Annotated in this window: 21 protein-coding genes; 10 read left to right on the forward strand and 11 right to left on the reverse strand. The window is 69.2% G+C overall.

The annotated features are described in order from the left end of the window. Positions 1-20 precede the first annotated feature (20 nt). The 5 genes from gcvT (at position 21) to U4Y91_RS23815 (ending at position 7,340) form a co-directional block, all read left to right on the forward strand. Complete coding sequence (gene gcvT, locus U4Y91_RS23795; protein WP_321807132.1) at positions 21-1,139, forward strand: glycine cleavage system aminomethyltransferase GcvT; 1,119 nt, start codon at positions 21-23, stop codon at positions 1,137-1,139. Between the two features lie 126 nt (positions 1,140-1,265). Beyond that, positions 1,266-1,646 (forward strand): glycine cleavage system protein GcvH, encoded by a 381-nt coding sequence (gcvH, locus tag U4Y91_RS23800; RefSeq protein WP_014895535.1) that lies wholly within the window; start codon positions 1,266-1,268, stop codon positions 1,644-1,646. A 59-nt stretch (positions 1,647-1,705) separates the two neighbouring features. Then, positions 1,706-4,633 carry an aminomethyl-transferring glycine dehydrogenase gene (gene gcvP, locus U4Y91_RS23805; protein WP_321807133.1) on the forward strand — a complete coding sequence of 976 codons (2,928 nt, stop codon included), beginning with the start codon at positions 1,706-1,708 and terminating at the stop codon, positions 4,631-4,633. Positions 4,634-4,784: 151 nt separating this feature from the next. Then, positions 4,785-5,921, forward strand: a complete 1,137-nt coding sequence (locus U4Y91_RS23810) for an alginate lyase family protein (protein WP_321807134.1) — start codon at positions 4,785-4,787, stop codon at positions 5,919-5,921. Positions 5,922-5,951: 30 nt separating this feature from the next. Continuing rightward, the gene (locus tag U4Y91_RS23815; RefSeq protein WP_321807135.1) at positions 5,952-7,340 is read left to right on the forward strand and encodes an L-serine ammonia-lyase; all 1,389 of its coding nucleotides are present in this window, start codon (positions 5,952-5,954) and stop codon (positions 7,338-7,340) included. A gap of 67 nt (positions 7,341-7,407) precedes the next feature. On the opposite strand, the gene U4Y91_RS23820 is transcribed toward U4Y91_RS23815, so the two are convergent. Next, complete coding sequence (locus U4Y91_RS23820; protein WP_321807136.1) at positions 7,408-7,809, reverse strand: type II toxin-antitoxin system VapC family toxin; 402 nt, start codon at positions 7,807-7,809, stop codon at positions 7,408-7,410. Continuing rightward, positions 7,809-8,045 carry a type II toxin-antitoxin system VapB family antitoxin gene (locus U4Y91_RS23825; RefSeq protein WP_321807223.1) on the reverse strand — a complete coding sequence of 79 codons (237 nt, stop codon included), beginning with the start codon at positions 8,043-8,045 and terminating at the stop codon, positions 7,809-7,811. Before U4Y91_RS23825 ends, U4Y91_RS23820 begins: the two co-directional genes overlap by 1 nt. 305 nt (positions 8,046-8,350) lie before the next feature. Between U4Y91_RS23825 and U4Y91_RS23830 the strand changes: the two genes are divergently transcribed. Further along, positions 8,351-10,054 carry a thiamine pyrophosphate-binding protein gene (locus tag U4Y91_RS23830; protein WP_321807137.1) on the forward strand — a complete coding sequence of 568 codons (1,704 nt, stop codon included), beginning with the start codon at positions 8,351-8,353 and terminating at the stop codon, positions 10,052-10,054. A gap of 2 nt (positions 10,055-10,056) precedes the next feature. Beyond that, the gene (locus U4Y91_RS23835; RefSeq protein WP_321807138.1) at positions 10,057-11,145 is read left to right on the forward strand and encodes an ADP-heptose--LPS heptosyltransferase; all 1,089 of its coding nucleotides are present in this window, start codon (positions 10,057-10,059) and stop codon (positions 11,143-11,145) included. A 66-nt stretch (positions 11,146-11,211) separates the two neighbouring features. On the opposite strand, the gene U4Y91_RS23840 is transcribed toward U4Y91_RS23835, so the two are convergent. The 3 genes from U4Y91_RS23840 to U4Y91_RS23850 form a co-directional block, all read right to left on the reverse strand. Continuing rightward, positions 11,212-12,246 carry a helix-turn-helix domain-containing protein gene (locus tag U4Y91_RS23840; protein WP_321807139.1) on the reverse strand — a complete coding sequence of 345 codons (1,035 nt, stop codon included), beginning with the start codon at positions 12,244-12,246 and terminating at the stop codon, positions 11,212-11,214. A 185-nt stretch (positions 12,247-12,431) separates the two neighbouring features. Then, entirely contained in the window at positions 12,432-12,977 is a 546-nt protein-coding gene (locus tag U4Y91_RS23845) for a hypothetical protein (protein ID WP_321807140.1), read from the reverse strand. 323 nt (positions 12,978-13,300) lie between these two features. Further along, positions 13,301-14,827 carry an aldehyde dehydrogenase family protein gene (locus tag U4Y91_RS23850; RefSeq protein ID WP_124520460.1) on the reverse strand — a complete coding sequence of 509 codons (1,527 nt, stop codon included), beginning with the start codon at positions 14,825-14,827 and terminating at the stop codon, positions 13,301-13,303. A gap of 317 nt (positions 14,828-15,144) precedes the next feature. Between U4Y91_RS23850 and U4Y91_RS23855 the strand changes: the two genes are divergently transcribed. Beyond that, complete coding sequence (locus tag U4Y91_RS23855; RefSeq protein WP_321807141.1) at positions 15,145-15,573, forward strand: pyridoxamine 5'-phosphate oxidase family protein; 429 nt, start codon at positions 15,145-15,147, stop codon at positions 15,571-15,573. Between the two features lie 279 nt (positions 15,574-15,852). Here the strand turns inward: U4Y91_RS23855 and U4Y91_RS23860 are convergent, their stop codons facing one another. Next, a complete protein-coding gene (locus tag U4Y91_RS23860; RefSeq protein WP_321807142.1) occupies positions 15,853-17,460 on the reverse strand; it encodes an MFS transporter in 1,608 nt (535 codons plus the stop codon). 150 nt (positions 17,461-17,610) lie between these two features. On the opposite strand from U4Y91_RS23860, the gene U4Y91_RS23865 reads away from it, so the two are divergent. Beyond that, the gene (locus U4Y91_RS23865) at positions 17,611-18,495 is read left to right on the forward strand and encodes a LysR family transcriptional regulator (RefSeq protein WP_321807143.1); all 885 of its coding nucleotides are present in this window, start codon (positions 17,611-17,613) and stop codon (positions 18,493-18,495) included. Positions 18,496-18,556: 61 nt separating this feature from the next. Here U4Y91_RS23865 and eutC read toward each other — a convergent pair whose 3' ends face one another. From eutC to U4Y91_RS23885, 4 genes are all read right to left on the reverse strand, one after another. Continuing rightward, the gene (gene eutC / locus U4Y91_RS23870; RefSeq protein ID WP_044848389.1) at positions 18,557-19,348 is read right to left on the reverse strand and encodes an ethanolamine ammonia-lyase subunit EutC; all 792 of its coding nucleotides are present in this window, start codon (positions 19,346-19,348) and stop codon (positions 18,557-18,559) included. Continuing rightward, entirely contained in the window at positions 19,345-20,742 is a 1,398-nt protein-coding gene (locus U4Y91_RS23875; protein WP_044848390.1) for an ethanolamine ammonia-lyase subunit EutB, read from the reverse strand. Before U4Y91_RS23875 ends, eutC begins: the two co-directional genes overlap by 4 nt. A gap of 106 nt (positions 20,743-20,848) precedes the next feature. Continuing rightward, complete coding sequence (gene eat, locus U4Y91_RS23880) at positions 20,849-22,261, reverse strand: ethanolamine permease (RefSeq protein ID WP_321807144.1); 1,413 nt, start codon at positions 22,259-22,261, stop codon at positions 20,849-20,851. Positions 22,262-22,710: 449 nt separating this feature from the next. Next, positions 22,711-24,174: a mechanosensitive ion channel gene (locus U4Y91_RS23885; RefSeq protein ID WP_321807145.1), complete on the reverse strand. Its 1,464-nt coding sequence runs from the start codon at positions 24,172-24,174 to the stop codon at positions 22,711-22,713. 279 nt (positions 24,175-24,453) lie between these two features. Between U4Y91_RS23885 and U4Y91_RS23890 the strand changes: the two genes are divergently transcribed. Further along, entirely contained in the window at positions 24,454-25,332 is an 879-nt protein-coding gene (locus U4Y91_RS23890) for an AraC family transcriptional regulator (protein WP_321807146.1), read from the forward strand. 143 nt (positions 25,333-25,475) lie between these two features. Here the strand turns inward: U4Y91_RS23890 and U4Y91_RS23895 are convergent, their stop codons facing one another. Beyond that, positions 25,476-25,856, reverse strand: a complete 381-nt coding sequence (locus tag U4Y91_RS23895; protein WP_321807147.1) for a zinc ribbon domain-containing protein — start codon at positions 25,854-25,856, stop codon at positions 25,476-25,478. Positions 25,857-25,861: the final 5 nt, after the last annotated feature.

The raw sequence follows: 25,861 nt of genomic DNA on the forward strand, positions 1-25,861 counted from the left end.
GCGCCTTGCCTGAGGCCTCGATGACTGCACTGAATCACACCCCGCTCAACGCCGCGCACCGCGCGCTCAATGCCCGCATGGTCGACTTCGGCGGCTGGGACATGCCCGTCAACTACGGCTCGCAGATCGAAGAACACGAAGCCGTGCGCACCGACGCCGGCATGTTCGACGTGTCGCACATGTGCGTCGTCGATTTCACCGGCAGCCGCGTGCGCGCGTTCTTCGAGCACGCGATCGCGAACAACGTCGGCAAGCTCAAGACGCCCGGCAAGGCGCTCTACTCGTGCCTGCTCAATCCGCAGGGCGGCGTCGTCGACGATCTGATCGTCTATTACTTCACCGAAGACTTCTTCCGCGTCGTCGTCAACGCCGGCACGGCCGAGAAGGACATCGCGTGGTTCAACCAGCTCAACGAACAAGGCGGCTACGGCCTGACCATCGCGCCGCGCCGCGACTTCGCGATCGTCGCCGTTCAGGGCCCGAACGCCCGTGAAAAGACCTGGACGACGGTGCCCTCCGCACGCGCCGCGACCAGCGAGCTGAAGCCGTTCAACGCCGCGCAGGTCGCCGCCACGCCGTTCGGCGACCTCACCGTCGCGCGTACCGGCTACACCGGCGAAGACGGCTTCGAAGTGATCGTCCCGGCCGTGCACGTCGAAGCGCTGTGGAACGCACTGCAGCAAAACGGCGTACGCCCGTGCGGGCTCGGCGCGCGCGACACGCTGCGCCTCGAGGCCGGCATGAACCTGTACGGCCAGGACATGGACGACACCGTGTCCCCGCTCGACGCGGGCCTCGCGTGGACGGTCGACCTGTCGGCGCCGCGCGAGTTCGTCGGCCGCGCCGCGCTCGAGGCAAACGGCACGCGCGCCGCGTTCGTCGGCCTGATCCTGCAGAAGGAAAACGGCAAGGCGGGCGGCGTGCTGCGCGCGCACCAGAAGGTCGTCACGCCGCACGGCGAAGGCGAGATCACGAGCGGCACGTTCTCGCCGTCGATGCAGGAGTCGATCGCGTTCGCGCGCGTGCCGGCGGCCGTCCAGGTCGGCGACACGGTCCATGTGCAGATTCGAGACAAGCAACTTCCCGCGCGCGTGGTAAAACTGCCGTTCGTGCGCAACGGCAAGGTCCTCGCTGCGTAACGACCGGGAGGCGACCGGCAGGCCGCCTCCCGGGAAGCCGGGAAATGGCGCCCGGCGCAACCACACCCGGCGCGCCCCCGCGGCGCGCCAGCATAACGAACACACCCTTTTATCCAGGAGCATCCGATGAGCAACGTCCCGGCCGATCTGAAGTACACCGACGAACACGAGTGGATCCGCACCGAAGCCGACGGCACGCTGACGGTCGGCATCACCGATCACGCGCAGAGCACGCTCGGCGACATCGTCTTCCTCGAACTGCCGCAAGTCGGCAAGTCGGTGAACGCGGGCGACGCCGTCGGCGTCGTCGAATCGGTGAAGGCGGCATCCGACATCTACTCGCCGGTGTCCGGCGAAGTCGTCGCCATCAACGAAGAAGCCGCCGACTCGCCGGAAGAAGTGAACAGCGACGCATACGGCGTGTGGCTCTTCAAGATCAAGCTCGCGGCCGGCGCCTCGACCGACAAGCTGATCGACGCTGACGCCTACAGCAAGCTGATCGACTAATTTTCCTTACCCGAACCGCGCGGGGCCGGCCTCGGCCCGCGCGGGACCAGAGTCACGCCATGAAGCTCGAACACCCGGACCGCCTGATGAACCGCACGCCCCTCTCGCTCGCCGCGCTCGAAACGCACGACGCGTTCGCAGAACGCCACATCGGCCCCGATGCCGCCAGCCAGCAGGCCATGCTCGACACGCTCGGCTTCGCGTCGCGCGCCGCGCTGATCGACGCCGTGATCCCGGCCGCGATCCGCCGCGCCGAAACGCTGCCGCTCGGGCCGTTCGCGCAACCGAAGAGCGAGGCCGAAGCCCTCGCCGCGCTGCGTGCCCTCGCGGACCAGAACCAGGTGTTCCGCTCGTATATCGGCCAGGGCTATTACGACTCGCACACGCCGGCCGTGATTCTGCGCAACGTGCTCGAAAACCCGGCGTGGTACACGGCCTACACGCCGTACCAGCCCGAAATTTCCCAGGGTCGCCTCGAGGCGCTCCTGAACTTCCAGCAGATGGTCGCCGACCTCACGGGCCTCGCGATCTCGAACGCATCGCTGCTGGACGAAGCAACCGCCGCGGCCGAAGCGATGACGCTGCTGCAGCGCACCGGCAAGCCGGCGTCGAACGTGTTCTACGTCGCCGACGACGTGCTGCCGCAGACGCTCGAAGTGATCCGCACGCGCGCGCTGCCGATCGGCATCGAGGTCAAGACGGGCCCGGCGGCCGACGCCGCGCAGGCCAACGCGTTCGGCGTGCTGCTCCAGTACCCGGGCGTATACGGCGACGTGCGCGACTACCGCGCGCTCACCGAAGCGATCCACGCAGCCGGCGGCCATGTGGTCGTCGCGGCCGACCTGCTCGCACTGACCGTGCTGACGCCGCCCGGCGAATGGGGCGCGGACGTCGCGGTCGGCAACACGCAGCGCTTCGGCGTGCCGATGGGCTTCGGCGGCCCGCACGCCGCTTACATGGCCGTGCGTGACGAATTCAAGCGCCAGATGCCGGGCCGCCTGGTCGGCGTGACCGTCGACGCGCAGGGCAAGCCCGCGCTGCGCCTCGCGCTGCAGACGCGCGAGCAGCACATCCGCCGCGAGAAGGCGACCTCGAACGTGTGTACCGCGCAGGCGCTGCTCGCGATCATGGCGAGCATGTACGCGGTCTACCACGGCCCGCACGGCCTGAAGACGATCGCGCTGCGCGTGAACCGCATCGCGGCACTGTTCGCCGCCGGCGTGAAGCAGCTCGGCTTCACGACCGTCAACGACACGTTCTTCGACACGCTGACGATCGATACCGGCTCGCGCACCGCGCAGGTCCACGAATTCGCGAAGGCCAAGCGCATCAACCTGCGTCGCGTGAGCGACACGCAAGTCGGCGTGTCGGTCGACGAAACGACGACCCGCGACGACCTCGCCGATCTCCTCGCCGTGTTCGCGCAGGCCGCGGGCGGCACGGCGCCGACCGTGGACGCGCTGGACGCGGGCCTCGGCGGCGTCGCCGTGCTGCCGGCCGGCCTCGAGCGCACGAGCGCGTACCTGACGCACCACGTGTTCAACCGCCACCATTCCGAAACCGAAATGCTGCGCTACCTGCGCAGCCTGTCGGACAAGGATCTCGCGCTCGACCGCTCGATGATCCCGCTCGGCTCGTGCACGATGAAGCTGAACGCGACGTCGGAAATGCTGCCGGTCACGTGGCCCGAATTCGGCCGGATCCACCCGTTCGCGCCGGCCGAGCAGACCGTCGGCTATCGCGAGATGATCGACCAGCTCGAGCAGATGCTCGTCGCCGCGACCGGCTATGCGGCCGTGTCGCTGCAGCCGAACGCCGGCTCGCAGGGCGAGTACGCGGGCCTGCTGATCATCCACGCTTACCACGCATCGCGCGGCGAAGCGCATCGCGACGTATGCCTGATCCCGGCCTCCGCGCACGGCACGAACCCGGCGTCGGCGCACATGGCCGGCATGAAGGTCGTGGTCGTCGCGTGCGACGCGCAGGGCAACGTCGACATCGCCGACCTGAAGGCGAAGGCCGAGCAGCACGCGAACGACCTCGCGGCGATCATGATCACGTATCCGTCGACGCACGGCGTGTTCGAGCAGAACGTCCGCGAGATCTGCGAGATCGTGCATGCGCACGGCGGCCAGGTGTACGTCGACGGCGCGAACATGAACGCGATGGTCGGCCTGACCGCGCCGGGCCAGTTCGGTGGCGACGTGTCGCACCTGAACCTGCACAAGACCTTCTGCATCCCGCACGGCGGCGGCGGCCCGGGCGTCGGCCCGGTCGCGGTCGGCGCGCACCTTGCGAAGTTCCTGCCGAACCAGCGTTCGACCGGCTACGCGCGTGCGGAAGACGGCATCGGCGCGGTGTCGGCCGCGCCGTACGGCTCGGCGTCGATCCTGCCGATCTCGTGGATGTACATCGCGATGATGGGCGCGAAGAACCTGACCGCCGCGACGGAAACCGCGATCCTCAACGCGAACTACATCGCGAAGCGCCTCGCACCGCACTATCCGGTGCTGTATTCGGGCCCCGGCGGGCTGGTCGCGCACGAGTGCATCCTCGACCTGCGCCCGCTCAAGGAAACGAGCGGCATCAGCGTCGACGACGTCGCGAAGCGCCTGATGGATTACGGCTTCCATGCGCCGACGATGAGCTTCCCGGTGCCGGGCACGCTGATGGTCGAGCCGACGGAATCGGAATCGCAGGAAGAACTCGACCGCTTCATCGCCGCGATGATCGCGATCCGCGAGGAAATCCGTGCCGTCGAGGAAGGTCGCGCCGACCGCGAGGACAACCCGCTGCGTCACGCGCCGCACACGGCTGCCGTCGTCACCGCGAACGAATGGCCGCACGCGTACTCGCGCGAGCAGGCGGCGTACCCGGTCGCGTCGCTCGGCACGAACAAGTACTGGCCGCCGGTCGGCCGTGCGGACAACGCCTACGGCGACCGCAACCTGTTCTGCTCGTGCGTGCCGATGTCGGAATACGCCTGACGCCCCCGCGCTCCGGAGTCCGGCCGTGACCACACCGCACGCAACCCTCGGTTGCGTGCGGTTTTTGCGTTCGCCGCCTGCCCGATCGATTCACGCTCGCCCGCCAATCCGGCTAACATCACACGCGATCCAGCCAATCAAGGAGTTCCGCATGGTGCGTCCGATGTTTCCGGGCCAGGGTGCCACGCAGGAGCGGCCGCGCCCGCGCCGCGTCGTGCCGCTGCTCGTCGCGTCGCTGTCGTTGGCTGCCGCCGGCCTCGGCACGGCCGGCAGCGCGCGCGCGGCGATGAATTTCTGCGCGGCGCCCGCATTGCAGGCGAGCGAGACGACCCAGGCCGAGCCGGGCGTGCAGGCACTGATCCGCAGCGTCGACGCGCGCATCGGCGAGCAGCCGAAGGCAATGGCGCGCGTGCACACCGAGGGCACGCTGCCGCACGAAGGCATCTACGACCAGAGCGCCGACGCGCTGAAGGACATGGAGCTGATGCGCGACGCCGCGCTCGCGTGGCGCGTGACCAATGCGCCGCGCTACCTGCAGCTCGTCGACCGCTTCCTGTCCGCATGGGTGTCGACCTACCAGCCGGGCTTCAACCCGATCGACGAGACGCGCTTCGACAGCCTGATCGTCGCATACGACATGACGGCGAGCGCGCTGCCGGTCAAGACGCGCAACGCGACGGCGGCGTTCATCGCGAAGCTCGGTGCCGGTTACGTCGCGCAGATCGACGCGCAGAAGCGCCCGCTCGCCGGCACCTGGCGCAACAACTGGCAGAGCCACCGGATCAAGCTGATCGCGCTGTCCGCGTTCACGCTCGGCGACCGCAAGATGATGAACGCCGCGCAGCGGCTGTTCGTCGAGCATCTCGCCGACAACATCGGCCCGGACGGCAAGACCTGGGATTTCGAGGAACGCGATGCGCTGCATTACGCGGTGTACGACCTGCAGCCGCTGGTGACGGCCGCGCTCGCCGCGCGCCGCTTCAACCGCAACTGGCTGCGCGAGCGCGGCGCGAACGGCGCGACGCTCGCGGCCGCGCTCGACTGGCTCGTGCCGTACGCGCTCGGCGAGAAAACGCACGAGGAATTCGTGAATTCGCCGGTGCCGTTCGACGCGAAGCGCCGCGAGGCCGGCTTGCCGGGTTATACGGGGCAGTGGGACCCGAAAAACGCCACCGAACTCTTTCATCTGGCCGCGCGTCTCGACGGGCGCTATGCCCGCGTCGCGCGGCAACTCTCCCCCATGCCGCCCGCATGGCTCGCCGCGTGCCTGCCATTGCAGGCGCGCTAGCATTATTCTTAAAGCAAGGCAGGTATCAAGATGGCAGTCAGCGTGTTTGACCTCTTCAAGATCGGCATCGGCCCGTCCAGTTCGCATACGGTCGGACCGATGCGCGCGGCGCTGATGTTCGTGCAGGGCCTCGAGCGCGACGGGATGCTCGACGCGACGGCCAACGTGAAGGTCGAGCTGTACGGCTCGCTCGGCGCGACCGGCAAGGGCCACGGCACCGACCGCGGCGTGATGCTCGGCCTGCTCGGCGACGCGCCCGACACCGTCGATCCCGAGACGATCGACGCGCGTCTGGAAGACGTCCGCAAGTCGAAGAAGCTCGCGCTGCTCGGCACGCATCCGGTGCCGTTCGTGCTGAAGGAGAACATCGCGTTCTACCGGCAGGCGCTGCCCGAACACCCGAACGGCATGAAGCTGCGCGCGTCCGACGCGAACGGCGACGTGCTGATCGAGCGCACCTACCTGTCGGTCGGCGGCGGCTTCGTCGTGACGGCCGGTGCGCCGAACACGAAGGTGCTGAGCGCGGCCGAGCAGATGACGCATCCGTTCCGCACCGGCGCCGAGCTGCTCGCGCTGACCGAGTCGACCGGCAAGTCGATCGCGCAGCTGATGTGGGAAAACGAGCGCGCGTGGCACACCGAGGAAGAGACGCGCGACGGGCTGCTGAAGATCTGGGCCGTGATGCAGTCGTGCGTGTCGCGCGGCTGCGGGATCGGCAACCCGGAAGCCGACGGCAACCTGCCCGGCCCGTTCCAGGTCAAGCGCCGCGCGCCGCAACTGTATCGCGCGCTGACCGGCGATCCCGAGCGGGCGCTGCAGGATCCGCTGTCGATGGTCGACTGGATCAACCTGTATGCGATCGCGGTCAACGAGGAAAACGCGGCCGGCGGCCGCGTCGTCACCGCGCCGACCAACGGCGCAGCCGGCATCATCCCGGCCGTGCTGCACTACTACACGCGCTTCACGCCGGGCGCGAACGAACAGGGCGTGATCGACTTCCTGCTGACCGCCGCCGCGATCGGCATTCTGTACAAGCTCAACGCGTCGATTTCGGGTGCGGAAGTGGGCTGCCAGGGCGAAGTGGGCGTCGCGTGCTCGATGGCGGCGGGCGCGCTCGCGGCCGTGCTCGGCGGCACGCCGCGCCAGGTCGAGAACGCGGCCGAGATCGGGATGGAGCACAACCTCGGCCTCACCTGCGACCCGGTCGGCGGGATGGTGCAGATCCCGTGCATCGAGCGCAACGCGATGGCATCGGTGAAGGCCGTCAATGCAGCGCGCATGGCGCTGCGCGGCGACGGCTCGCACTACGTGTCGCTCGACTCGGTGATCAAGACGATGCGCGAGACGGGCGCCGACATGAAGACGAAGTACAAGGAAACGTCGCGCGGCGGGCTGGCGGTGAATATCGTCGAGTGCTGATGCCCGGTTCGGCGGTCATGCGGGGCGGATCGATGCCCCGCGTTACCGTCGGATGCAACAGCTGACATTAATCGTTCAGCCAGTTCTCCAGCCGCAATCCCGGATAGCTGACGAAATCCCGCTCGTTGTTGGTCACGAGCGCGACGTCGAGCGACACCGCGTGCGCGGCGATCAGCTTGTCGAGATGATCCTTCTTCCGCTCGCGGGTTGCGTCGCGGACCGGACCGTACACTTGCGCCGCCGCGACGTCGAACGGAGCAACGGGGATATCGTCGATCAGCGCGGCGAGATGGCGACGCTCCCGCGCAGGATTCGCACATGCGGCGACGCCGTACTCGAGCTCCGCATACGTGATCGCCGACATCACCACATCCCCCGTGTAGCACTGCGCAAATCGTTTCGCGACTTGCTCAGGCTGGTTCTTCATCAGATAGATGCACATGTTGGTGTCGAGCATGTAGCGCGGCATTACAGCTCCTCGCGATCGGCCTGCTCCTGGTCGCCGCGACCTTCGGCCATGAAATCCGGCCCGAATTTCGCGAATTTCTCGAGTACGTGGGTCAACGGCCGCCGCATCGGTCGAATACGGATTTCGTCACCGATACGCTCGATTTCCAGTTCGATATCGCTGCGCTCATAGGCGAGGTCGGCAGGAATTCGCACGGCCTGCGAGTTGCCGTTCCGAAATACCCTCGTGGTGTGCATGTCGATCTCCGCACGGATGTACATGGGATGTACATTATCCGATGCGGTCTGCGATGTAAATCCATGTGTGTACATAACGCGACTCCTGGTGCCGTTCGGCATGATCCTGCTTCGGTATCCAGGCAGGCGCCCGGCTCGACATCAAAAGCGCACACTTTTCACCTTCGCGCACGCCCACACAAGCCGGCCATTCGGCCACCCGAAGCCACGACGCGCGCCGCGAACCACCCCGCGTTCCGACACTTTTCATCGGCCCGCCAACGAGCGTAAGCTGTACATCCCGCTACCCAGGGAGACGGCAGCCCATGTCGCATTCCAAGGATCTCGAGCCGCGCGCCACCACCGGCGCGCGACTGCTCGTCGATGCGTTGCTCGCCAATCACGTCGAACGCGTGTTCTGCGTGCCGGGCGAGAGCTTCCTCGCCGTACTCGATGCGCTGGCGGACGACACCGCGCGGATCCAGACGGTCGTCTGCCGCCACGAGGCGGCGGCCGCGAACATGGCGGAAGCGGTCGGCAAGCTGACCGGCCGTCCCGGCATCGCGTTCGTCACGCGCGGGCCCGGCGCGACCCACGCGTCGATCGGCGTGCACACCGCGTTCCAGGATTCGACGCCGATGATCCTGTTCGTCGGCCAATGCGCGCGCGAGCACCTCGATCGCGAAGCCTTCCAGGAAATCGACTACCGCCGGATGTTCGGCCAGATGGCGAAATGGGTCGCGCAGATCGACGACCCGCGCCGCATCCCCGAATACCTGAGCCATGCATTCCACGTCGCGACGTCCGGCCGGCCCGGCCCGGTCGTGCTCGCGCTGCCCGAGGACGTGCTGTCCGACGCGTGCGCGCCGCAGCCCGTCGTGCCGGCCGCGAAACGCGTCGCGGCGTCGCCGTCGGCCGCGCAGATCGACGAGCTGCGCGAACGGCTCGCGCGCGCCGAGCGGCCGTTCGCGATCGTCGGCGGCAGCGGCTGGACGCCCGACGCATGCGCGAACCTGCGCACCTTCGTCGAGCGCTGGCAACTGCCGGTCGCGTGCGCGTTCCGCTTCCAGGACACCTTCGACAACGCGCACCCGAACTACGCGGGCGACGTCGGTCTCGGGATCAATCCCGCGCTCGGCAAGCGGATCCGCGACGCCGACCTGCTGCTGGTGCTCGGCCCGCGTCTCGGCGAAGCGACGACGGGCGGCTATACGCTGCTCGACATCCCGAAGACGCGCCAGACGCTGATCCACGTGCACCAGGGCGCGGACGAACTCGGCCGCGTGTATGCGGCCGACCTGCCGATCGTGTCCGGGATGCCGGAGATCGCGGCGCCGCTCGCCGCGCTCGAACCGCCGGCGCACCCCGCATGGGTCGGCACGGCCGCCGACGCGCACCGCGCGTACCGCGAATGGCACGCGCCGCTGCCGATGCCCGGCGACGTCCAGCTCGGCGACGTGATGGTGCAGTTGCGCGAGCGCCTGCCGCACGACGCGATCCTGACCAACGGCGCCGGCAACTACGCGATCTGGCTGCATCGCCACTTCGCGTACCGGCACTTTCGCTCGCAGCTCGCGCCGACCAGCGGCGCGATGGGCTACGGGCTGCCCGCCGCGCTCGCCGCGAAGTCGCTGTATCCGTCGCGGGCCGTCGTCGCGCTCGCCGGCGACGGCTGCTTCATGATGGCCGGCAACGAACTCGCGACCGCGATGCAGTACGGGCTGAACATCGTCGCCATCGTCGTCAACAACGGGCATTTCGGCACGATCCGCATGCATCAGGAGCGCAACTATCCTGGGCGCGTGCACGGCACCGGGCTCACGAACCCCGATTTCGCCGCGTATGCGCGCGCGTTCGGCGCGCATGGCGAGACGGTCGAGCGCACCGCCGACTTCGCGCCGGCACTGGAGCGCGCACTGACCTGCGGGCTGCCGGCGCTGATCGAGATCCGCATCCCGCAGGACGCCAGCACGCCGGCCGCGACGCTCGAGCAGATCCGCGAGCAGGGCCGCCGCGCGCGCGGCGCGTGACCATGGAAATGCGCGCCGCGCCGGCCGGCCTCGCGCTGTCGCACGACGACGCGCTGACGCATCCGGGCACGCTGCTCGCGCCCGACGGCACGCTCGTCGCACCCTACGACCTCGAGCACGGCGGCGGCCCCGCGGAGAATCACGTGCCGGCCGCGCCGGCGCTCGGCCTGCTGCACGCCGCCCACCGGCCGTTCCGGCTCGACTACGGCCGCACGGCGGACGTGTACGTGATCAATGGAATGGGCGTCGCGCTCGGCGACTCGGTGATCGGGCTGACCGCGCTCGCCGCGCTGCGCGCGATGCATCCCCGCCTGCGCTTCACGCTCTACCGGCCGGCCCGCTCGCCGCGCTACGTCGACGCGCTGTATGCGCTCGCCGCCGACGTCGTCGCGCCGTCGCGTGCGCTGCCGTGCGCCGCCGACGCACTGCCCGCGCACGCGCCGCGCATCGATCTCGGCAATCACCTGTACTGGCCCGCTTTCGCGCGGCAGCCGATGATCGACTTCTTCCTCGACGCGCTCGGCGCGGATCCGGCCACGGTGCCGGCCGCCGCGAAGCGCAATCGCTGGCTTGCGCGGCTGCCCCTCCCCGCACTGCCGGCCGAATGGCGGCGGCCGTACGTGCTGTTCTGCCCGAGCGCGAGCACCGCGGTGCGCAGCGTGCCGCCGGCGCTGCGCGCGGCTTTCGTGGAGCGGCTCGCGCGGCGTTACGGGCTGCCGGTGGTCGGCTTCGGCCCCGTCGCGCATCCGGCCTATGTCGACGTGAGCCGCGACGCGGCCGATACCGCGCGCTTCATTGCCTGGGTCAGGGGGGCGAGCGTGCTGTTCGCGCCCGACACGGCCGCGCTGCATCTCGCCGACGGCTTCGACGTGCCGACGCTCGGCTGTTTCACGACGATCGGCCCGGCGCTGCGCGTGCGCGACTATCCGCACTGCGTACCGGTCGCGCTCGATGTGCCGGACGCATTGCACGGGCTGCATCGCAGCGAGCGGCCGGACGACCTCGCGGCGGTCGAAGCCGCTTACCGGGCGATCGACTGGGATGCCTTGCCGTGGCCTGCGCCGCGCGAAGCGGCGGCTACCGCCGGATAGGGATGGAAAAAAGGGAGCCGCCCGGATGACCGGACGCACAGCGGCATCCACGCGCCGCTGCCCGCCTCACCCGGCCGCCACCGTCACCGCCCGCTCGCGCAGCGTCTCCGACGGCCGCTTGCCGAACAGCCGCCGATAGTCGGTCGCGAACTGGCTCAGGTGCCAGAAGCCCCACGCCTCCGCGACGTCCTGCACCGAACCGGCCGCCCGCCCGCACAGGTCGCGCCGCGCGCCGTTCAGCCGCAGCGTGCGCAGATAGGTCGCGGGCGCCATGCCGAGCACGTCCTGGAAGCAGTACTGCAGCGTGCGCCGGCTCACATGCAACTGCTCGCACAGCTCGGGCACGCCGACCGGGCGCGTGCGGTGGGCGAGCACGTACTCGCGCGCCTGCTCGACGAGCCAGCGCCGTGTCGACGGGGCGCCGCCCGCGCCGTCGTCAGCCGGTTGCGCGCACGCGTCGAACAGCGCCGCCAGCACCTCGGCCTGCAGGTCGTCGCGCTGCGCGTCGGGCAGCGGCCCGCCCGCGGCCGCCGCGCCGTCGAGGCGGCCGCCGAGCAGCGCGCACAGGCGCGCGAGCCGCGTATCGCCGATCTGGATCACGCGCTGCGTGAACAGCCGCTCGTCGAGCGCGCGGCGTTCGACTTCCTCCGCGTAGCGGCGCAGCACGTCGCCGCGCACGACCACGCCGTAGATCGAGAACTGCGCGGGTGTCAGCAATTCGAATTCGACGTTGCCGGGCCGGAATGCGAGCGCGCCGGGGCCGATGCGGCACGCATCGACCCGCGCGGTGCCGTCACTCATCAGCGGGATGCCGAACCAGTACGCGTCGCCGCGCACCTCGCACGCCTGCCGCAGCAGGTGGCTGGTCGATTCGCGAAACAGCTTCATCGTGTCGAGCGGCAGCTCGGTCAGCGTGCCGACGAAGCGGCCGGCCGCGAGCTGGTCGTAGGTCTGCCGCCAGCCGATCAGGTTGCGCGCCTGCTCGTCGGCGTCGTGCGCGACGCTGACCACGGCCTGGCCGGCCAGCGCGTCGTCGCCCTGCGCGCTGCACCGCGTGTCCTCGGCCGTCGGCTCGGCCATGCACTCCACTCGTTGACCCATCATGTTCTCCTCACCCGCCCGGGACCGCGTCCAACACGCAAGTCCCGTGCCGAATCGCGCGGTCCGGCGACAAGCCCGTCATTCAACGCCGTGCAGCCAATGCGCGCCATGCGGGCGCACCCGGAGGCGGCATGCCGCGCACCGCGCGGGTGCGGCATGCGCGCCGCCGGCAGTTCGGCGACGCGCTACGCGCCCGGCCGCAACCGCACCACCCGCGTGCCGCAGTTGCCGTACGCCTGCGCGACCGCCAGTTCGACGATCGGACTGCCCGCCCGCCAGGGCGCCGCGTCCGCTTCCGGCAGATCGGTGCGCAGCGTTGCGCGGCCGTTGATCCGGTAGCGGATGCCGCGCACGAAATCGATGAACAGCAGCCCGACGCCGCAGTCGTCGCACGCCAGCGCATCGAGCCGGTGGCCGCCGTGCGCCGGCAGCGCGAAGCGCAGCGTCTTCGTGTCGATCACGCGCACGACCGGCCACAGATCGCCGTTCGCGTCGCGCATGCCCTGCACGATGTCGCAGCTCATGCGCGCCGGGGCCGGGCCGCCGGTCGTCGTGCCGACGAACATGAACGGCTGCGATTCGACGAACTGACGCACGCCGATGTTCAGCCGCGTCGTCACGACGTCGCTCATCCGCTCGGCTTCGTCGGTGACGCCGAAGCGGTGATGCGCGTCGAGCTCGCCCGCGTGAAACACCGGGTGACGCGGATAGGATCCGGGCAGTTCTGCCATGCTGGTTTCCGTCGGGGCCATCGGGGCGCAATACGGGCGCGATACGGGCGCGAACGCGCGCCGGCCGGCGCGGATGCCGACGCCCGTATCGAATGTCGAAACGAGAAAACGGCGAAGTGCCGGACGAACCGGCGTCAGCGCATTGCCGCCGCGCCGCGGACGCCGCCCGGCGGCCGAAGGCCGGACAGCCAGCGCCCGACCACCGAACCTTCCACGGCAAGCCGGCGCCGGACGCGTCGCTGCCGTCCGGCACCGGCCGCCGTCCCGGGCAGCGTTGCGCTGCCGCCCGGCCGGCCCCGGCACTTCGCCCCCTGCTGCGGCGATCAGAAGAACCCGAGCGCCTCGGCCTGGTAGCTGACCAGCAGGCACTTCGTCTGCTGATAGTTCGACAGCGCCATCTTGTGCGTCTCGCGGCCGATGCCGGACTGCTTGTAGCCGCCGAACGCCGCGTGCGCCGGATACAGGTGGTAGCAGTTGGTCCACACGCGGCCGGCCTCGACCTCGCGGCCCATCCGGTACGCACGCGTGCCGTTGCGCGTCCACACGCCCGCGCCGAGCCCGTAGAACGTGTCGTTCGCGAGTTCGATCGCCTCCTGCTCGTCCTTGAACGTCATCACCGACGCGACCGGCCCGAAGATCTCCTCCTGGAACACGCGCATCTTGTTGTTGCCGAACAGCATCGTCGGCTTCACGTAATAGCCCGTGCCGAGGTCGGCGGCCGGTGCCGTGCGCTCGCCGCCCGTCAGGCATTGCGCGCCTTCGTCGCGGCCGATGTCGATGTACGACAGGATCTTGTCGAGCTGTTGCTGCGACGCCTGCGCGCCGATCATCGTCTGCAGGTCGAGCGGGTGGCCGCCCTTGATGCGCTCGACGCGCGCGACGGCCTTCTCGATGAAGCGTTCGTAGATCGATTCCTGGATCAGGATCCGCGACGGGCACGTGCACACCTCGCCCTGGTTGAGCGCGAACATCGCGAGGCCTTCGAGCGCCTTGTCGAGGAACGCGTCGTCCTGGTCGAGCACGTCGGCGAAGAAGATGTTCGGGCTCTTGCCGCCCAGTTCGACCGTCGACGGGATCAGGCTCTCGGCCGCCGCGCGCAGGATGTGCTTGCCGACCGGCGTGGAACCGGTGAACGCGATCTTCGCGATCCGCTTGCTGGTCGCGAGCGCCTCGCCCGCTTCCTTGCCGAAGCCGCTGACGATGTTGATCGTGCCGGCCGGGAACAGGTCGCCGATCAGCTCCATCAGCACCAGCACCGACGCGGGCGTCTGCTCGGCCGGCTTCATCACCACGCAGCAGCCGGCCGCGAGCGCCGGTGCGAGCTTCCACGCGGCCATCAGCAGCGGGAAGTTCCACGGGATGATCTGGCCGACGACGCCGAGCGGCTCGTGGAAGTGATACGCGACGGTGTTGTCGTCGATCTCGGAGATGCCGCCTTCCTGTGCGCGGATGCAGCCCGCGAAATAGCGGAAGTGGTCGATCGCGAGCGGCAGGTCGGCCGCCATCGTCTCGCGCAGCGGCTTGCCGTTGTCGATCGTCTCGGCCACCGCGAGCAGCTTCAGGTTCTTTTCCATCCGGTCGGCGGCGGCGAGCAGCAGGTTCGCGCGCTCGGTGACCGACGTCTTGCCCCACTTGCGGCGCGCGGCGTGCGCGGCATCGAGTGCGACCTCGATGTCGTCGGCGCCGGAGCGCGGCACGCGGCAGAACGGCTTGCCGTTGATCGGCGACACGTTCTCGAAATACTCGCCCTTCACCGGCGGAACCCACTTGCCGCCGATGTAGTTGTCGTATTGCTGACGGTACGGGTATTCGACGTCGAGGCCCAGTTGTTTCAGGTCAAACGGGTTCATACATGTCTCCTGTTCATCGTGCTTGTGTGAATGCAGCGCCGGTTGGATCGCGCTGCACGGCTTACGCAACATGCGTGCCAAACCGGGCACAAACGGAACAGGAGCGGTGCGTCCGGCCGCCCGCCGGGGGCGATGCCGGCGCACGGAACACGAGTGTCCCGATTCTGAACACCGGGACGGCACAGCGGGTACGACGGGTGTTCGGATTTTTCACAGCGCACCTGCGTACGCCCCGCTGCGCGCCACGCTCGCCGCGTGGCATGTCGCTTGCGTGCGGAACGCGGATCCGCACGCATCGGCCACGCGCCGACCGAACCATGAACCAACCGGGCCCCTTGAGCGACGATGCCGTCGCGTTCATCCATTCGCAGGCATTCCTGATCGTCGCGACCGCGAACGCGACGGGCGACGCCGACTGCTCGTATCGCGGCCGGCAGCCGCGCGCGGACGGTTCGTTCGCCCCGCTCGTCGACCTGCCCGATCGCCGCACGCTCGTGCTGCCCGACTTCGCGGGCAACAACCTGTTCAACACGATCGGCAACCTGCTCGTAAATCCGGCGATCGCGCTGCTGTTCGTCGATTTCGTCCGGCAGACGACGTGGCTCGTGCAGGGGCGCGCGACGATCGACGAAGAGGCGCGAAGCCGCGCGCAGCTGTGGCCGGATGCGCCGCGTTATGTGGTCGTTGACGTGGAAAGCGCGCACGCGCGGGCCGATGCGGGACTGCCGCCGCTCGTGCTGGCGTGAGGCGCAGCACCATGCCGTCGTCGCGGCAAGGCGGGCGCGCATGGGCCGATGAGGCACTACGGCCGCTTGCGCAAACGTGACGCGCCGAGCGAGTCGTCGGTGCAGGAGCACGCCGGCGCCGTTCCCGATGAACGCGTGCCCGGCGACGCAACGCCCTCCGGTCATTCGCGCGCGGGGCCGATCGTCGGTACACGGATTCGCGCGATCGCAGAATGCCCGGGCGCGCGGTCCGCGATTGCCGACCTGCACGCCCCCGACGACGCCTCGCTCACCGCACACTCACCGCCCGCTTGCCTCCACGCAAGCCGGTTCGGTCCGGCGACGCGCCCGCGCGTCGGTATGCGCCTGTTCGCCGTCATCGCCGCGCGCTTCCGCCACCGCCGGCCGCGCACCGAGAAACGCGAACACCACGACCGCACACAGCACCGTGACGACCGCGAGCCCGATCAGCAGCCGATCGAATGCATGCACATAGCTCGCGAGCAGCGCCGCACGACCGACGCCCGGCAACCCGGCCGCCGCACCGGCGAGATCGCCGGTCGCGAGGCGCGCGGCCGCCCGCAGCGCCGCGTCGGATGTCCCCGCCGTCGCCTGCCGCAAATCGGCGTGCGCGAGGGTCGCCAGCACCGCGCCGGCGATCGCGAGCGCGATCCCCTCGCCCGCCACGCGCGTCGTACTGAAGATCCCGGTCGCCATCCCCGCGCGCTCCTTCGGCACGACGCTGACCGACAGCCCGTCCATCAGCCCCCACGGCATGCCGGCCCCGATGCCGATCGCGAGCATCGGCGCGATCGCCGCCGGCCCCGCGCCGCCGCGCAGCGCGACGCCCAGCCACACGAGGCCCGCCGCCGCGAGCAGGAGCCCGAGCCCCGAGATCACGCCGGCCGACAGCCAGCGCGTGAGCGTCGCCGCGACGAGCGGCACGACGAGCATCGGCGCGGAGATCGCGAGCATCAGCCAGCCCGCGTCGATTTCGCTGAAGCCGTCGATGCCGATGAAGCGCAGCGGCAGCACGACGAGCAGCACGATGTAGCAGCAGCAGGTCGACACCGGCAGCACCTGAACACCGACGAAGCGCGGAATCCGGAACAGCGACAGGTCGAGCATCGGCCGCGCGACGCGCGTCTCGATCGCGACGAATGCGCACGCGCCGAGCGCCGCGCACGCCAGCAGCGCAACGACGAGCGGATGCGTCCAGCCGCGCGCGGGCGCCTCGATCACGCCGAACGTGAACAGCGTGAGCGCGGCGGTGAACGCTGCGGTGCCGGGCCAGTCGAGCCCCGTCGCGCGCGGATCTCGCGACTCGTGCATGCGCGGCAACCCGAACCCGAGCGACAGCATGCCGGCCGCCGCGCCCGTGACGAAGATCGCACGCCAGCCACCGTGCGCGATCAGCCAGCCGGCGAGCACCGGCCCGAACGCGAGCCCGATGCCGAAGGTCGTGCCGAGCAGGCTGAACGCACGCGTGCGCGCCGCGCCGTCGAACTCCTGCGCCAGCGCGGCCGTGCCGCCCGCGAGCGCCGCGGCCGCCGCGAGCCCTTGCGCGCCGCGCAGCAGGTCGACCGCGAGCATCGACGGCGCGAACGCGAGCGCAACCGACATCAGCGTGAAGCCGCCGACGCCGATCGCGAACACGCGCTTGCGGCCGAACTGGTCGGCCAGCGCGCCCGCCGCCATCAGGAAACTGCCGAACGCGAGCATGAACGCGTTGGTGATCCAGTTCATCGCGACCGGGCCGCCGTGCAGGTCGCGGCCGATCGCGGGCGTCGCGACCGCGCCGCCCGAAAACGACAGCGGCAGCGCGACGGCGGCCATGCAGACGGCGGCCAGCACCCACGTGCGCCGGCGTGCCGACGTGACTGAATCGGCTGAAAACGGGTGATCCATCATTGCTCCTCGAAAAGCCGGCGCGGATGCGCCTCAAGCGCGATCAAGGATAATTTCGATTCAATCACCGAAAAACAACGCGAGACTCCGTATATAACGGACTAAAATTCCTCAATTCACTGCATCGCATCCGCTTGCCCGCCTACGTCGATGGAAAACCTGAACGGCATCGCCGCCTTCGTCCGCACCGCCGAAGCGCTCAGCTTCGTCGCGGCCGGCCGCGCGCTCGGCATCTCGGCCTCCGCCGTCGGCAAGACGATCGCGCGGCTCGAGCAGTCGCTCGGCGTGCGCCTGTTCAACCGCACGACGCGGCGCGTCACGCTGACCGACGAAGGGCGCCATTTCTACGAACGCTGCCAGCGGATCCTCGAGGATTTTCGCGATGCGGAGGCGACCGTGACGGCCGCCGCGCAGCGCCCGCGCGGCAAGCTGCGCGTGAGCCTGCCGGTGATCGGCTACCGGTTCCTGCTGCCGGTGCTGCCCGAATTCAGGCTGCGCTATCCGGACGTCGAGCTCGACCTGGATTTCAACGACCGGATGGTCGATGTCGTCGAAGGCGGCTTCGACGCGGTGATCCGCAGCGGCCCGCTGTCGGATTCGAGCCTGATGTCGCGGCGGCTCGGCCCGTTCGCGTTCGTGCTGTGCGCGACGCCCGCGTATCTCGCGCAGGCCGGCACGCCGCAGGCGCCGCGCGATCTCGAAGCGCACGATTGCGTGCGCTACTGCTTCCCGACCACCGGCAAGCTGCAGGACTGGGCGCTCGCCGCCGACGACGGCACGCCGCTGAAGCTGCGCACCGCGATGACCTGCAACAACATGGAAGCGCTGCGCGGTGCGGTCATGGCGGGGCTCGGCATCGGCTACATGCCCGATTTCCTCGCGCGCGACGCGCTGGACACGGGCGCGCTCGTCACGGTGCTCGACGCTTACCGGATCGCGCCGGGGCAGTTCTCGATCGTGTGGCCGTCGAGCCGGCAGCTGTCGCCGAAGCTGCGCGTGTTCGTCGACTTCCTGTGCGAGCGGTTGTTCAAGTAGACGGACGGCGCGGTCGCGCCATCGATCCGCCTCAATCCGCCTCAATCCGCATCAATCCGCATCAATCCGCGCCGATCCGCTCCGCTTCCGCCTGCGGCAACAGCGCATCGCTGTCGTCCTTCAGCCCGACGCCCGTGAGGCCAAGCCGGCGCGCGTGCGTCATCAGGTAATGCAGCTTGTGCGCGGCCGCGGCATGCGGCAGCCCTTCGGGCCGCACGTTCGAGATGCAGTTGCGCAGCGCGTCGTGGCAGCCGACCTTCGGCGCCCACGTCAGGTATACGCCGAGGCTGTCCGGCGAGCTGAGCCCCGGCCGTTCGCCGATCAGCATCGCGACGACCTGCGCGCGCAGCAGTTCGCCGATCTCGTCGCCGAGCGCGACGCGCGCCTGCGTCGCGACCACCACCGGGCCGATCCGCCAGCCGTCCGCTTCGAGCCGCGGGCACACGGCCTGCAGCAGCGGCAGCGCCTGCTTCGCGGCCGCGAACGCCGACAGCCCGTCGCCGACCACGAACACCACCTCGGGCGCGTCGTCGAGCGCCGCGCCGTAACCGGCCAGCAGCGCGCGTCCGTCATCGGACAGCTTGCGGCCGAGATCGGGCCGGCGCAGGTAGTGCTGGCGGTCGGGCGCCGCGCTCTGCACGCCGAGCGTCGCGAAGCCGGCCGCGTCGATCTCGCGGCGCAGCGCGTCCGCGTCGAGCGGCTGGTGCACCGCGTCGCGCGCCTGCGCGTGCGACAGGTTGAACGCGAGCAGCGGCGCGGTCGGCAGGCTGCTGCCCGCGCGGCCGAGCGCGATCCGCGCGTTCGTGAACGACTTCAGCTGCGCCCACGGGTTCTTTTCGACGGCGTCGCTCATGCCGAAATCCCCATCCAGTCGTTCGCGCCCGCGAGCAGCGGCACGCGCGCGCTCGCGGCGCGCAGCGCGCCGTGCGCGTCGGCGATCTCCATCGTCTCCAGCCATTCCTCGAACTCGGGCGCGCGGCGCAGGCCGAGCACCTCGCGCACGTACAGCTGGTCGTGAAACGACGTGCTCTGGTAGTTCAGCATCACGTCGTCCGCACCCGGAATCCCCATGATGAAGTTGATGCCGGCCGCACCGAGCAGCGTCAGCAGCGTGTCCATGTCGTCCTGGTCGGCTTCCGCGTGATTCGTGTAGCAGATGTCGCAGCCCATCGGCACGCCGAGCAGCTTGCCGCAGAAGTGATCCTCGAGCCCCGCGCGGATGATCTGCTTGCCGTCGTACAGGTATTCGGGCCCGATGAAGCCGACCACCGTGTTCACGAGGAACGGATCGAACTTGCGCGCGACCGCATACGCGCGCACCTCGCAGGTCTGCTGGTCGACGCCGAAATGCGCGTTCGCCGACAGCGCGCTGCCTTGCCCCGTCTCGAAGTACATCAGGTTGTTGCCGACGGTGCCGCGCTTGAGCGACAACGCGGCCTCGCGCGCCTCGCCGAGCAGCGCGAGCGAGATCCCGAAGCTCGCGTTCGCCTTCTCGGTGCCCGCGATCGACTGGAACACCAGGTCGACCGGCGCGCCCTTCTCGATCGCCGCGATCGTGTTGGTCACGTGCGTGAGCACGCACGACTGCGTCGGCACGCCGTAGCGTTCGCGGAACCCGTCGATCATCGCGAGCAGCTTCACGATCGCCGCGAGGCTGTCGGTCGCCGGGTTGATGCCGATCATCGCGTCGCCGCAGCCGTACATCAGCCCGTCGAGCATCGACGCGGCAATGCCCTTCACGTCGTCGGTCGGATGGTTCGGCTGCAGCCGCACCGACATCCGGCCGGCCAGCCCGACCGTGTTGCGAAAGCGCGTGACGACGCGGCGCTTGCGCGCGGCCGCGATCAGGTCCTGGTTGCGCATCAGCTTCGACACGGCCGCGACCATCTCGGGCGTGAGGCCCGGTGCGATCCGTTCGAGCGCGGCGCCGTCGGCCGCGGGCGACAGCAGCCAGTTGCGGAAGTCGCCGACGGTGAGGTGCGAGATCTCCGCGAACGCGGCCGCGTCGTGATCGTCGAGGATCAGGCGCGTGACCTCGTCGTGTTCGTATGGAATCAGCGCTTCGTTCAGGAACGCCTTCAGCGGCACGCCCGCGAGCGCGATCTTCGCGGCCACGCGCTCCTCCTCGCTCGCCGCCGCGACGCCGGCGAGCTGGTCGCCCGAGCGCAGCGGGCTCGCCTTCGCGAGCAGCGTCTTCAGGTCCGCGAAACGGTACGTGCGCGGGCCGATCGTCTCCGTGTAGGACATCGTTCGAATCTCCTTGCCAGTCCTTGCCTTGCCTGACGCCGACGGCGCGCCCGTTCGACGGGGCGCGCCGCATGCCGTCACGAACGGCCGTTCGGGTCGGCCATCCTCATTCCTCGAGCAGCGCGTCGCCCGGTGCGCTCGCACGCTGCGAACGGGTCGCGAGGAAGTACGCGTAGCCGAGCGCGAGGAACGCGATGAACACCATCGCCACCAGCCCGTTGAAGTACACCATCGTCGCAAGGCAAATCAGGGCTGCAACGATCGCGAATGCCGGGAAGAACGGGTACAGCGGCGCGCGGAACGGCCGCTCCAGGTTCGGCTGCGAGCGGCGCAGCTTGAACAGCGCCGCCATGCTTACGATATACATCACGATCGCGCCGAACACCGACATCGTCACGATGTTCGCGGTGAGCGTCTGGCCGCCGAACTGGATCAGCTCGTCGCTGTAGATCGCGGCGATGCCGACCACGCCGCCCGCGAGAATCGCGCGATGCGGCGTCTTGAAGCGCGGATGCACCTTGCCGAGCCACTCCGGCAGATAACCTTCGCGGGCCAGCGCGAAGATCTGGCGCGAATAGCCGAGGATGATCCCGTGGAACGACGCGACGAGCCCGAACAGCCCGAGCCACACGAGCATGTGCATCCAGCCGCTGTTCGCGCCGACGATGTACTTCATCGCCTGCGGCAGCGGGTCGTTGATGTTCGCGAGCTTGGTCCAGTCACCCGCGCCGCCGGCGAACACCATCACGCCGATCGCGAGGATGACGAGCGTCAGGATGCCGGCCACGTACGCGATCGGGATCGAGCGCTTCGGGTTCTTCGCTTCCTCGGCGGCCATCGCGACGCCTTCGATCGCGAGGAAGAACCAGATCGCGAACGGGATCGCGGCGAACATGCCGTGGAATGCGCCAACGCTGAAATGATCGGCGCCCGACCAGCCGCCCTTCATGAAGTTGCTCCACGCGAAGCCCGGCGACACGACGCCCATGAACACCAGCAGCTCGAAGATCGCGAACAGCGTGACGACCAGCTCGAACGTCGCGGCGATCTGCACGCCGACGATGTTCAGCGCCATGAACACGAGATACGCGCCCATCGCCGCGTGTTTCGGTTCGAGCCCCGGAAACTGCACGTGCAGGTACGCGCCGATCGCGAGCGCGATCGCGGGCGGCGCGAACACGAACTCGACGAGCGTCGCCGCGCCGGCGAGATAGCCGCCCGTCGGGCCGAACGCGCGGCGCGCATACGCGAACGGGCCGCCCGCGTGCGGGATCGACGTCGTCAGCTCGGTGAAGCTGAAGATGAAGGTGGTGTACATCGCCGCGACGAACAGCGCGGTGACGACGAAACCCAGCGTGCCGGCGCTCGCCCAGCCGTAGCTCCAGCCGAAGTATTCGCCTGAAATCACGAGGCCGACCGCGATGCCCCACAGTTGCCAGGTCCCAAGCGTCTGCTGCAGCGCGGGCTGGCCGGACGACTTGGCGCCGGCGGCGGGCCGGCCATTCGACTCTGCTTTCATCGGATTCTCCTGAAAGGCGCCGGCCTGCGGGCCCGCGCGACTGAGAATCGATGCTAGAGAGTCATTAAACGACGTGTTATCGAAATTCGGCAAAGATGACGGCTGACGTTTCGCCGACGGCAACGGTGGGCGGTGGGCGGTGGGCGGTGGGCGGTGGGCGGTGGGCGGTGGGCGGTGGGCGCTTGGCACTTGGCACTTGGCACTTGGCACTTGGCACTTGGCACTTGGCACTTGGCACTTGGCACTTGGCACTTGGCTCTCGGCTCTCGGCTTCTCGGCTTCTCGGCTTCTCGGCTTCTCGGCTTCTCGGCTTCTCGGCTTCTCGGCTTCTCGGCTTCTCGGCTTCTCGGCTTCTCGGCTCTCGGCTCTCGGCGCTCGGCTCTCCACGAGCGTCATGCACACGCCGTCCGGCCGCGCGAAGCGGCCGGACGGCCGACGCGTCACTGGCGTTACTGACCGCCGCTGCGCTGGTTGAACCAGCGGTCGAGCAGCTTGCCGGCCGCCTCGCGGCCGCCGAGGCCGAACGACAGCGCGACCGCCACCGCGATCGCGCCGAGCACGAGGCCGAACGCGAGCTGCACGATCTCGTTGGCGATGCCCATCGCGCGCAGCCCCATCGCGAACACCAGGCCGAGGATCGCGAACTGCGCGATCCGTGCGAACAGCACGCTGTGCTCGCGGTCGGCCTGCTCGATCACGCGGCGCGCGAGGCCCGCGAGCCACACGCCGATCACGAGGATCACGCCGCCCGTCAGCACATGGCCGCCGAATTCGATGAACAGCGTGACGACGTCGCGCACCTGCGTGAAGCCGAGCCGGTTCGCGGCCTCGACCGACGCGAACAGCATCGCGAAGAACACGATCAGCCGCGCGACCAGCACCGACGGCTGCAGGATCCCCGAGAACACGCGCTCGACGCCGAGCACGGCCGGCAGCCCGTCGGCGCCGGCGGCTTCCAGCAGCTTCTGCGCGAGCGACGCGACGAAGCGCGCGAAATAGAACGTGACGAGCACGATCACGATCGCCGCGACGATGTCCGGCACCGCGCCGAGGAACTGGTTCAGCATGTTGGTGGCGGGAATCGAGATCGCGTCGATCTTCAGCGCGTCGAGCGCGGAGATCAGCGTCGGCACGAACACGAACACGTAGACGATGGTGCCGATCAGGCTCGACACGCGCACCGGCGTCGGGCTGTCGAGACCCTGCGTGAGGCGATCGGCACCGGCGGCAACCAGCAGGTTCGTCACGAGGCCGCGCAGCACGCGCGCGACGACCCAGCCGACGAAGCCGATCACCGCGGCCGCGAACAGGTTCGGCACGATCGCGAGCAGCCTGTCGACCATTCCCTGCACCGGCGACAGCAGGCCGGACAGCGCGAACGACGCGAGAATCGCCGGCAGGAACATCAGGATCACGAGCCAGAACAGCACGTCGCCGAGATAGCCGCTCATCGGCTGCATGCCCGCGCTTTCGGACAGCTTGTCGTCGACCTTGCTCGCCTTCAGCGCACGGTTCGCGAGGCTGCGCAAGAGCGATGCGATCAGCCACGCGATCAGCGTCAGCGCCGCGCCGCCGATCAGGTTCGGCAGGTAGTTGACGATGTGGGTGACGAGCAGCGAGAACGGATTGGACACCGCGTACAGGTTGAGCACGTTGAAGATGCCCACCGCGGTGACGAGCAGCACGAGCCAGAACAGCCCGCCGGCGATGATCCGCTCGACGTACGCGCCCTGGCCGGTGCTTTCGTTGATCCGCTGATCGACCTTCAGCGCGTTGAGCAGCCGGAGCGCGCCGGCCCGCACCGCGACGGCGATCAGCCAGCCGATCACCAGGATGCCGATCGCGCCGGCAATCTTCGGCAGGTATCCGCCTAGCGTGGTCTGCAGCGACGTGATGAAGCTGGAAGCATCCATTTCTTCTTCTCCCGAAAAACGTGGCGTTGCGATTGAACATCGACGAACTACCTGCGTACTTCGAAAAACCGTGCGTTGCCGCCCCAAGCAACTTACCCGAGAAAAATGACGCGATTACCCGATTTCACCGTCTTTAACTTTAGACATATCTCGGCGGGGACGAGACCCCATTTCGGCGCAATTAAAAAGGGGCGGATTCGGTGCACCTACGCATCTCCGCAAGATTTATCAATCGGCGGCGTGCTACCGTGACGTCGATTCCTGCCGGGGGACGCACGCATGACCGTCGAAACGAAAGCCGAAACGCCCGCGTGGGCCCGCTATGCAGCACGCATCGCGCGCGTTCACGACCACATCCGCACGCACCTCGACGACACGCTCGACCTGAACCGGCTCGCCGACATCGCGTGCCTGTCGCCGTATCACTGGCAGCGCGTCTATCGCGCGCTGTACGGCGAGTCGATCGTGCTGACGGTGCGGCGGATGCGGATCGTGCGCGCGTCGGAGGACCTCGTCTGCACGGCGCTGCCGCTCGACGCGATCGCCCGGCGCGCCGGCTACGGTTCGACGCACGCGTTCGCACGCGCATTTCGGGATGCTTACGGCGTGCCGCCCGCGCAGCACCGTCGCGCCGGGGTCCACCGGCCGATCTATCCGTTACAGCGAGGAGAGGAAGACATGTTCAAGCATGAAGTCGAGATCCGGCGGCAGCCGGAACTGCGCGGTTACGCGGTGGCGCATACCGGCGCTTACCTGAAGGTCGGCGACGCGTTCGGGCAGATCGGCGCGTGGGTCGGGCAGCACGGGTTGATCGGCCCCGGCGCGAAGATGATCGGGATCTTCTACGACGATCCGAACACCACGCCCGAAGCGCAATTGCGAGCGAAAGCGTGCTTCGTGCCGGCCGACGCTGCGCCGGACGTCGAGCCGGCGCCGCCGGTCGAGCGCATCACGATCGCGGGCGGCGAGTATGCGGTGCTGCTGCATACGGGGCCGTATGCGGACCTCAAGACTGCTTACCAGTGGCTGTACGGCGACTGGCTGCGTCACTCGGGCCGCGAAGCCGCGGACGCGCCGCCGTTCGAGCTGTATCTGAATACGCCGATGGATGCGGCGCCGGCCGACCTGCGCACCGAGATTCATTTGCCGCTGCGTTGAGCGGCAGGTCCCGGGCTCGGGGGCTCGGAAGCTCGGAAGCTCGTAGCGAGCCCGCACGCCGTGCCTGGCGACGCCCGTTGCAGGCGTCATACCGTCCTTGAAGGTCGGCCGTCACGCCAGCCAACAAGGCCGGCGATCGAGCCTTACCCGGCCTGCGTGCCGCAGCCCGGACAGAAGCGCGCGTCAGCGGCCAGCGCCGCGTGGCAGCGGCTGCATGCCTTGCCCCGCTGCGCTACACCACACTGCGCGCAGAATCGCGCATCCGCCGCGTTGATGGCGCCGCAGCCGGCACAGGCGAACTGACGCAGCGGCACGTTGCTGCCCGGGCCGCCCTGCGCGTCGGCCGACGGCTGCCGGCCCCAGCCGTGACGATCGCGGCCGCGCGCATCGTGGCCGCCATGGCCTTCCCGGCCCGCTCCGCCATGATGCTCGCCGCTACCGTGGCCGCTTCCATGCCCACCGCCGTGGCCACCCCCGCCGTGACCGCCTCCGTGGCCGCCCAGGATCCGTTTCAGAAAGCTCATCGCCC

This window comes from Burkholderia sp. BCC1993 (assembly GCF_905339865.1).
In the GTDB taxonomy this organism is placed as follows: Bacteria; Pseudomonadota; Gammaproteobacteria; order Burkholderiales; family Burkholderiaceae; genus Burkholderia.

What these genes read in the sequence shown, in the direction of transcription:
- gcvT (WP_321807132.1), top strand. Translation starts at nt 21, where the DNA reads ATGACTGCACTGAATCACACCCCGCTCAACGCCGCGCACCGCGCGCTC.
- gcvH (WP_014895535.1), top strand. Translation starts at nt 1,266, where the DNA reads ATGAGCAACGTCCCGGCCGATCTGAAGTACACCGACGAACACGAGTGG.
- gcvP (WP_321807133.1), top strand. Translation starts at nt 1,706, where the DNA reads ATGAAGCTCGAACACCCGGACCGCCTGATGAACCGCACGCCCCTCTCG.
- U4Y91_RS23810 (WP_321807134.1), top strand. Translation starts at nt 4,785, where the DNA reads ATGGTGCGTCCGATGTTTCCGGGCCAGGGTGCCACGCAGGAGCGGCCG.
- U4Y91_RS23815 (WP_321807135.1), top strand. Translation starts at nt 5,952, where the DNA reads ATGGCAGTCAGCGTGTTTGACCTCTTCAAGATCGGCATCGGCCCGTCC.
- U4Y91_RS23820 (WP_321807136.1), bottom strand. Translation starts at nt 7,809, where the DNA reads ATGCCGCGCTACATGCTCGACACCAACATGTGCATCTATCTGATGAAG.
- U4Y91_RS23825 (WP_321807223.1), bottom strand. Translation starts at nt 8,045, where the DNA reads ATGCACACCACGAGGGTATTTCGGAACGGCAACTCGCAGGCCGTGCGA.
- U4Y91_RS23830 (WP_321807137.1), top strand. Translation starts at nt 8,351, where the DNA reads ATGTCGCATTCCAAGGATCTCGAGCCGCGCGCCACCACCGGCGCGCGA.
- U4Y91_RS23835 (WP_321807138.1), top strand. Translation starts at nt 10,057, where the DNA reads ATGGAAATGCGCGCCGCGCCGGCCGGCCTCGCGCTGTCGCACGACGAC.
- U4Y91_RS23840 (WP_321807139.1), bottom strand. Translation starts at nt 12,246, where the DNA reads ATGGGTCAACGAGTGGAGTGCATGGCCGAGCCGACGGCCGAGGACACG.
- U4Y91_RS23845 (WP_321807140.1), bottom strand. Translation starts at nt 12,977, where the DNA reads ATGGCAGAACTGCCCGGATCCTATCCGCGTCACCCGGTGTTTCACGCG.
- U4Y91_RS23850 (WP_124520460.1), bottom strand. Translation starts at nt 14,827, where the DNA reads ATGAACCCGTTTGACCTGAAACAACTGGGCCTCGACGTCGAATACCCG.
- U4Y91_RS23855 (WP_321807141.1), top strand. Translation starts at nt 15,145, where the DNA reads ATGAACCAACCGGGCCCCTTGAGCGACGATGCCGTCGCGTTCATCCAT.
- U4Y91_RS23860 (WP_321807142.1), bottom strand. Translation starts at nt 17,460, where the DNA reads ATGGATCACCCGTTTTCAGCCGATTCAGTCACGTCGGCACGCCGGCGC.
- U4Y91_RS23865 (WP_321807143.1), top strand. Translation starts at nt 17,611, where the DNA reads ATGGAAAACCTGAACGGCATCGCCGCCTTCGTCCGCACCGCCGAAGCG.
- eutC (WP_044848389.1), bottom strand. Translation starts at nt 19,348, where the DNA reads ATGAGCGACGCCGTCGAAAAGAACCCGTGGGCGCAGCTGAAGTCGTTC.
- U4Y91_RS23875 (WP_044848390.1), bottom strand. Translation starts at nt 20,742, where the DNA reads ATGTCCTACACGGAGACGATCGGCCCGCGCACGTACCGTTTCGCGGAC.
- eat (WP_321807144.1), bottom strand. Translation starts at nt 22,261, where the DNA reads ATGAAAGCAGAGTCGAATGGCCGGCCCGCCGCCGGCGCCAAGTCGTCC.
- U4Y91_RS23885 (WP_321807145.1), bottom strand. Translation starts at nt 24,174, where the DNA reads ATGGATGCTTCCAGCTTCATCACGTCGCTGCAGACCACGCTAGGCGGA.
- U4Y91_RS23890 (WP_321807146.1), top strand. Translation starts at nt 24,454, where the DNA reads ATGACCGTCGAAACGAAAGCCGAAACGCCCGCGTGGGCCCGCTATGCA.
- U4Y91_RS23895 (WP_321807147.1), bottom strand. Translation starts at nt 25,856, where the DNA reads ATGAGCTTTCTGAAACGGATCCTGGGCGGCCACGGAGGCGGTCACGGC.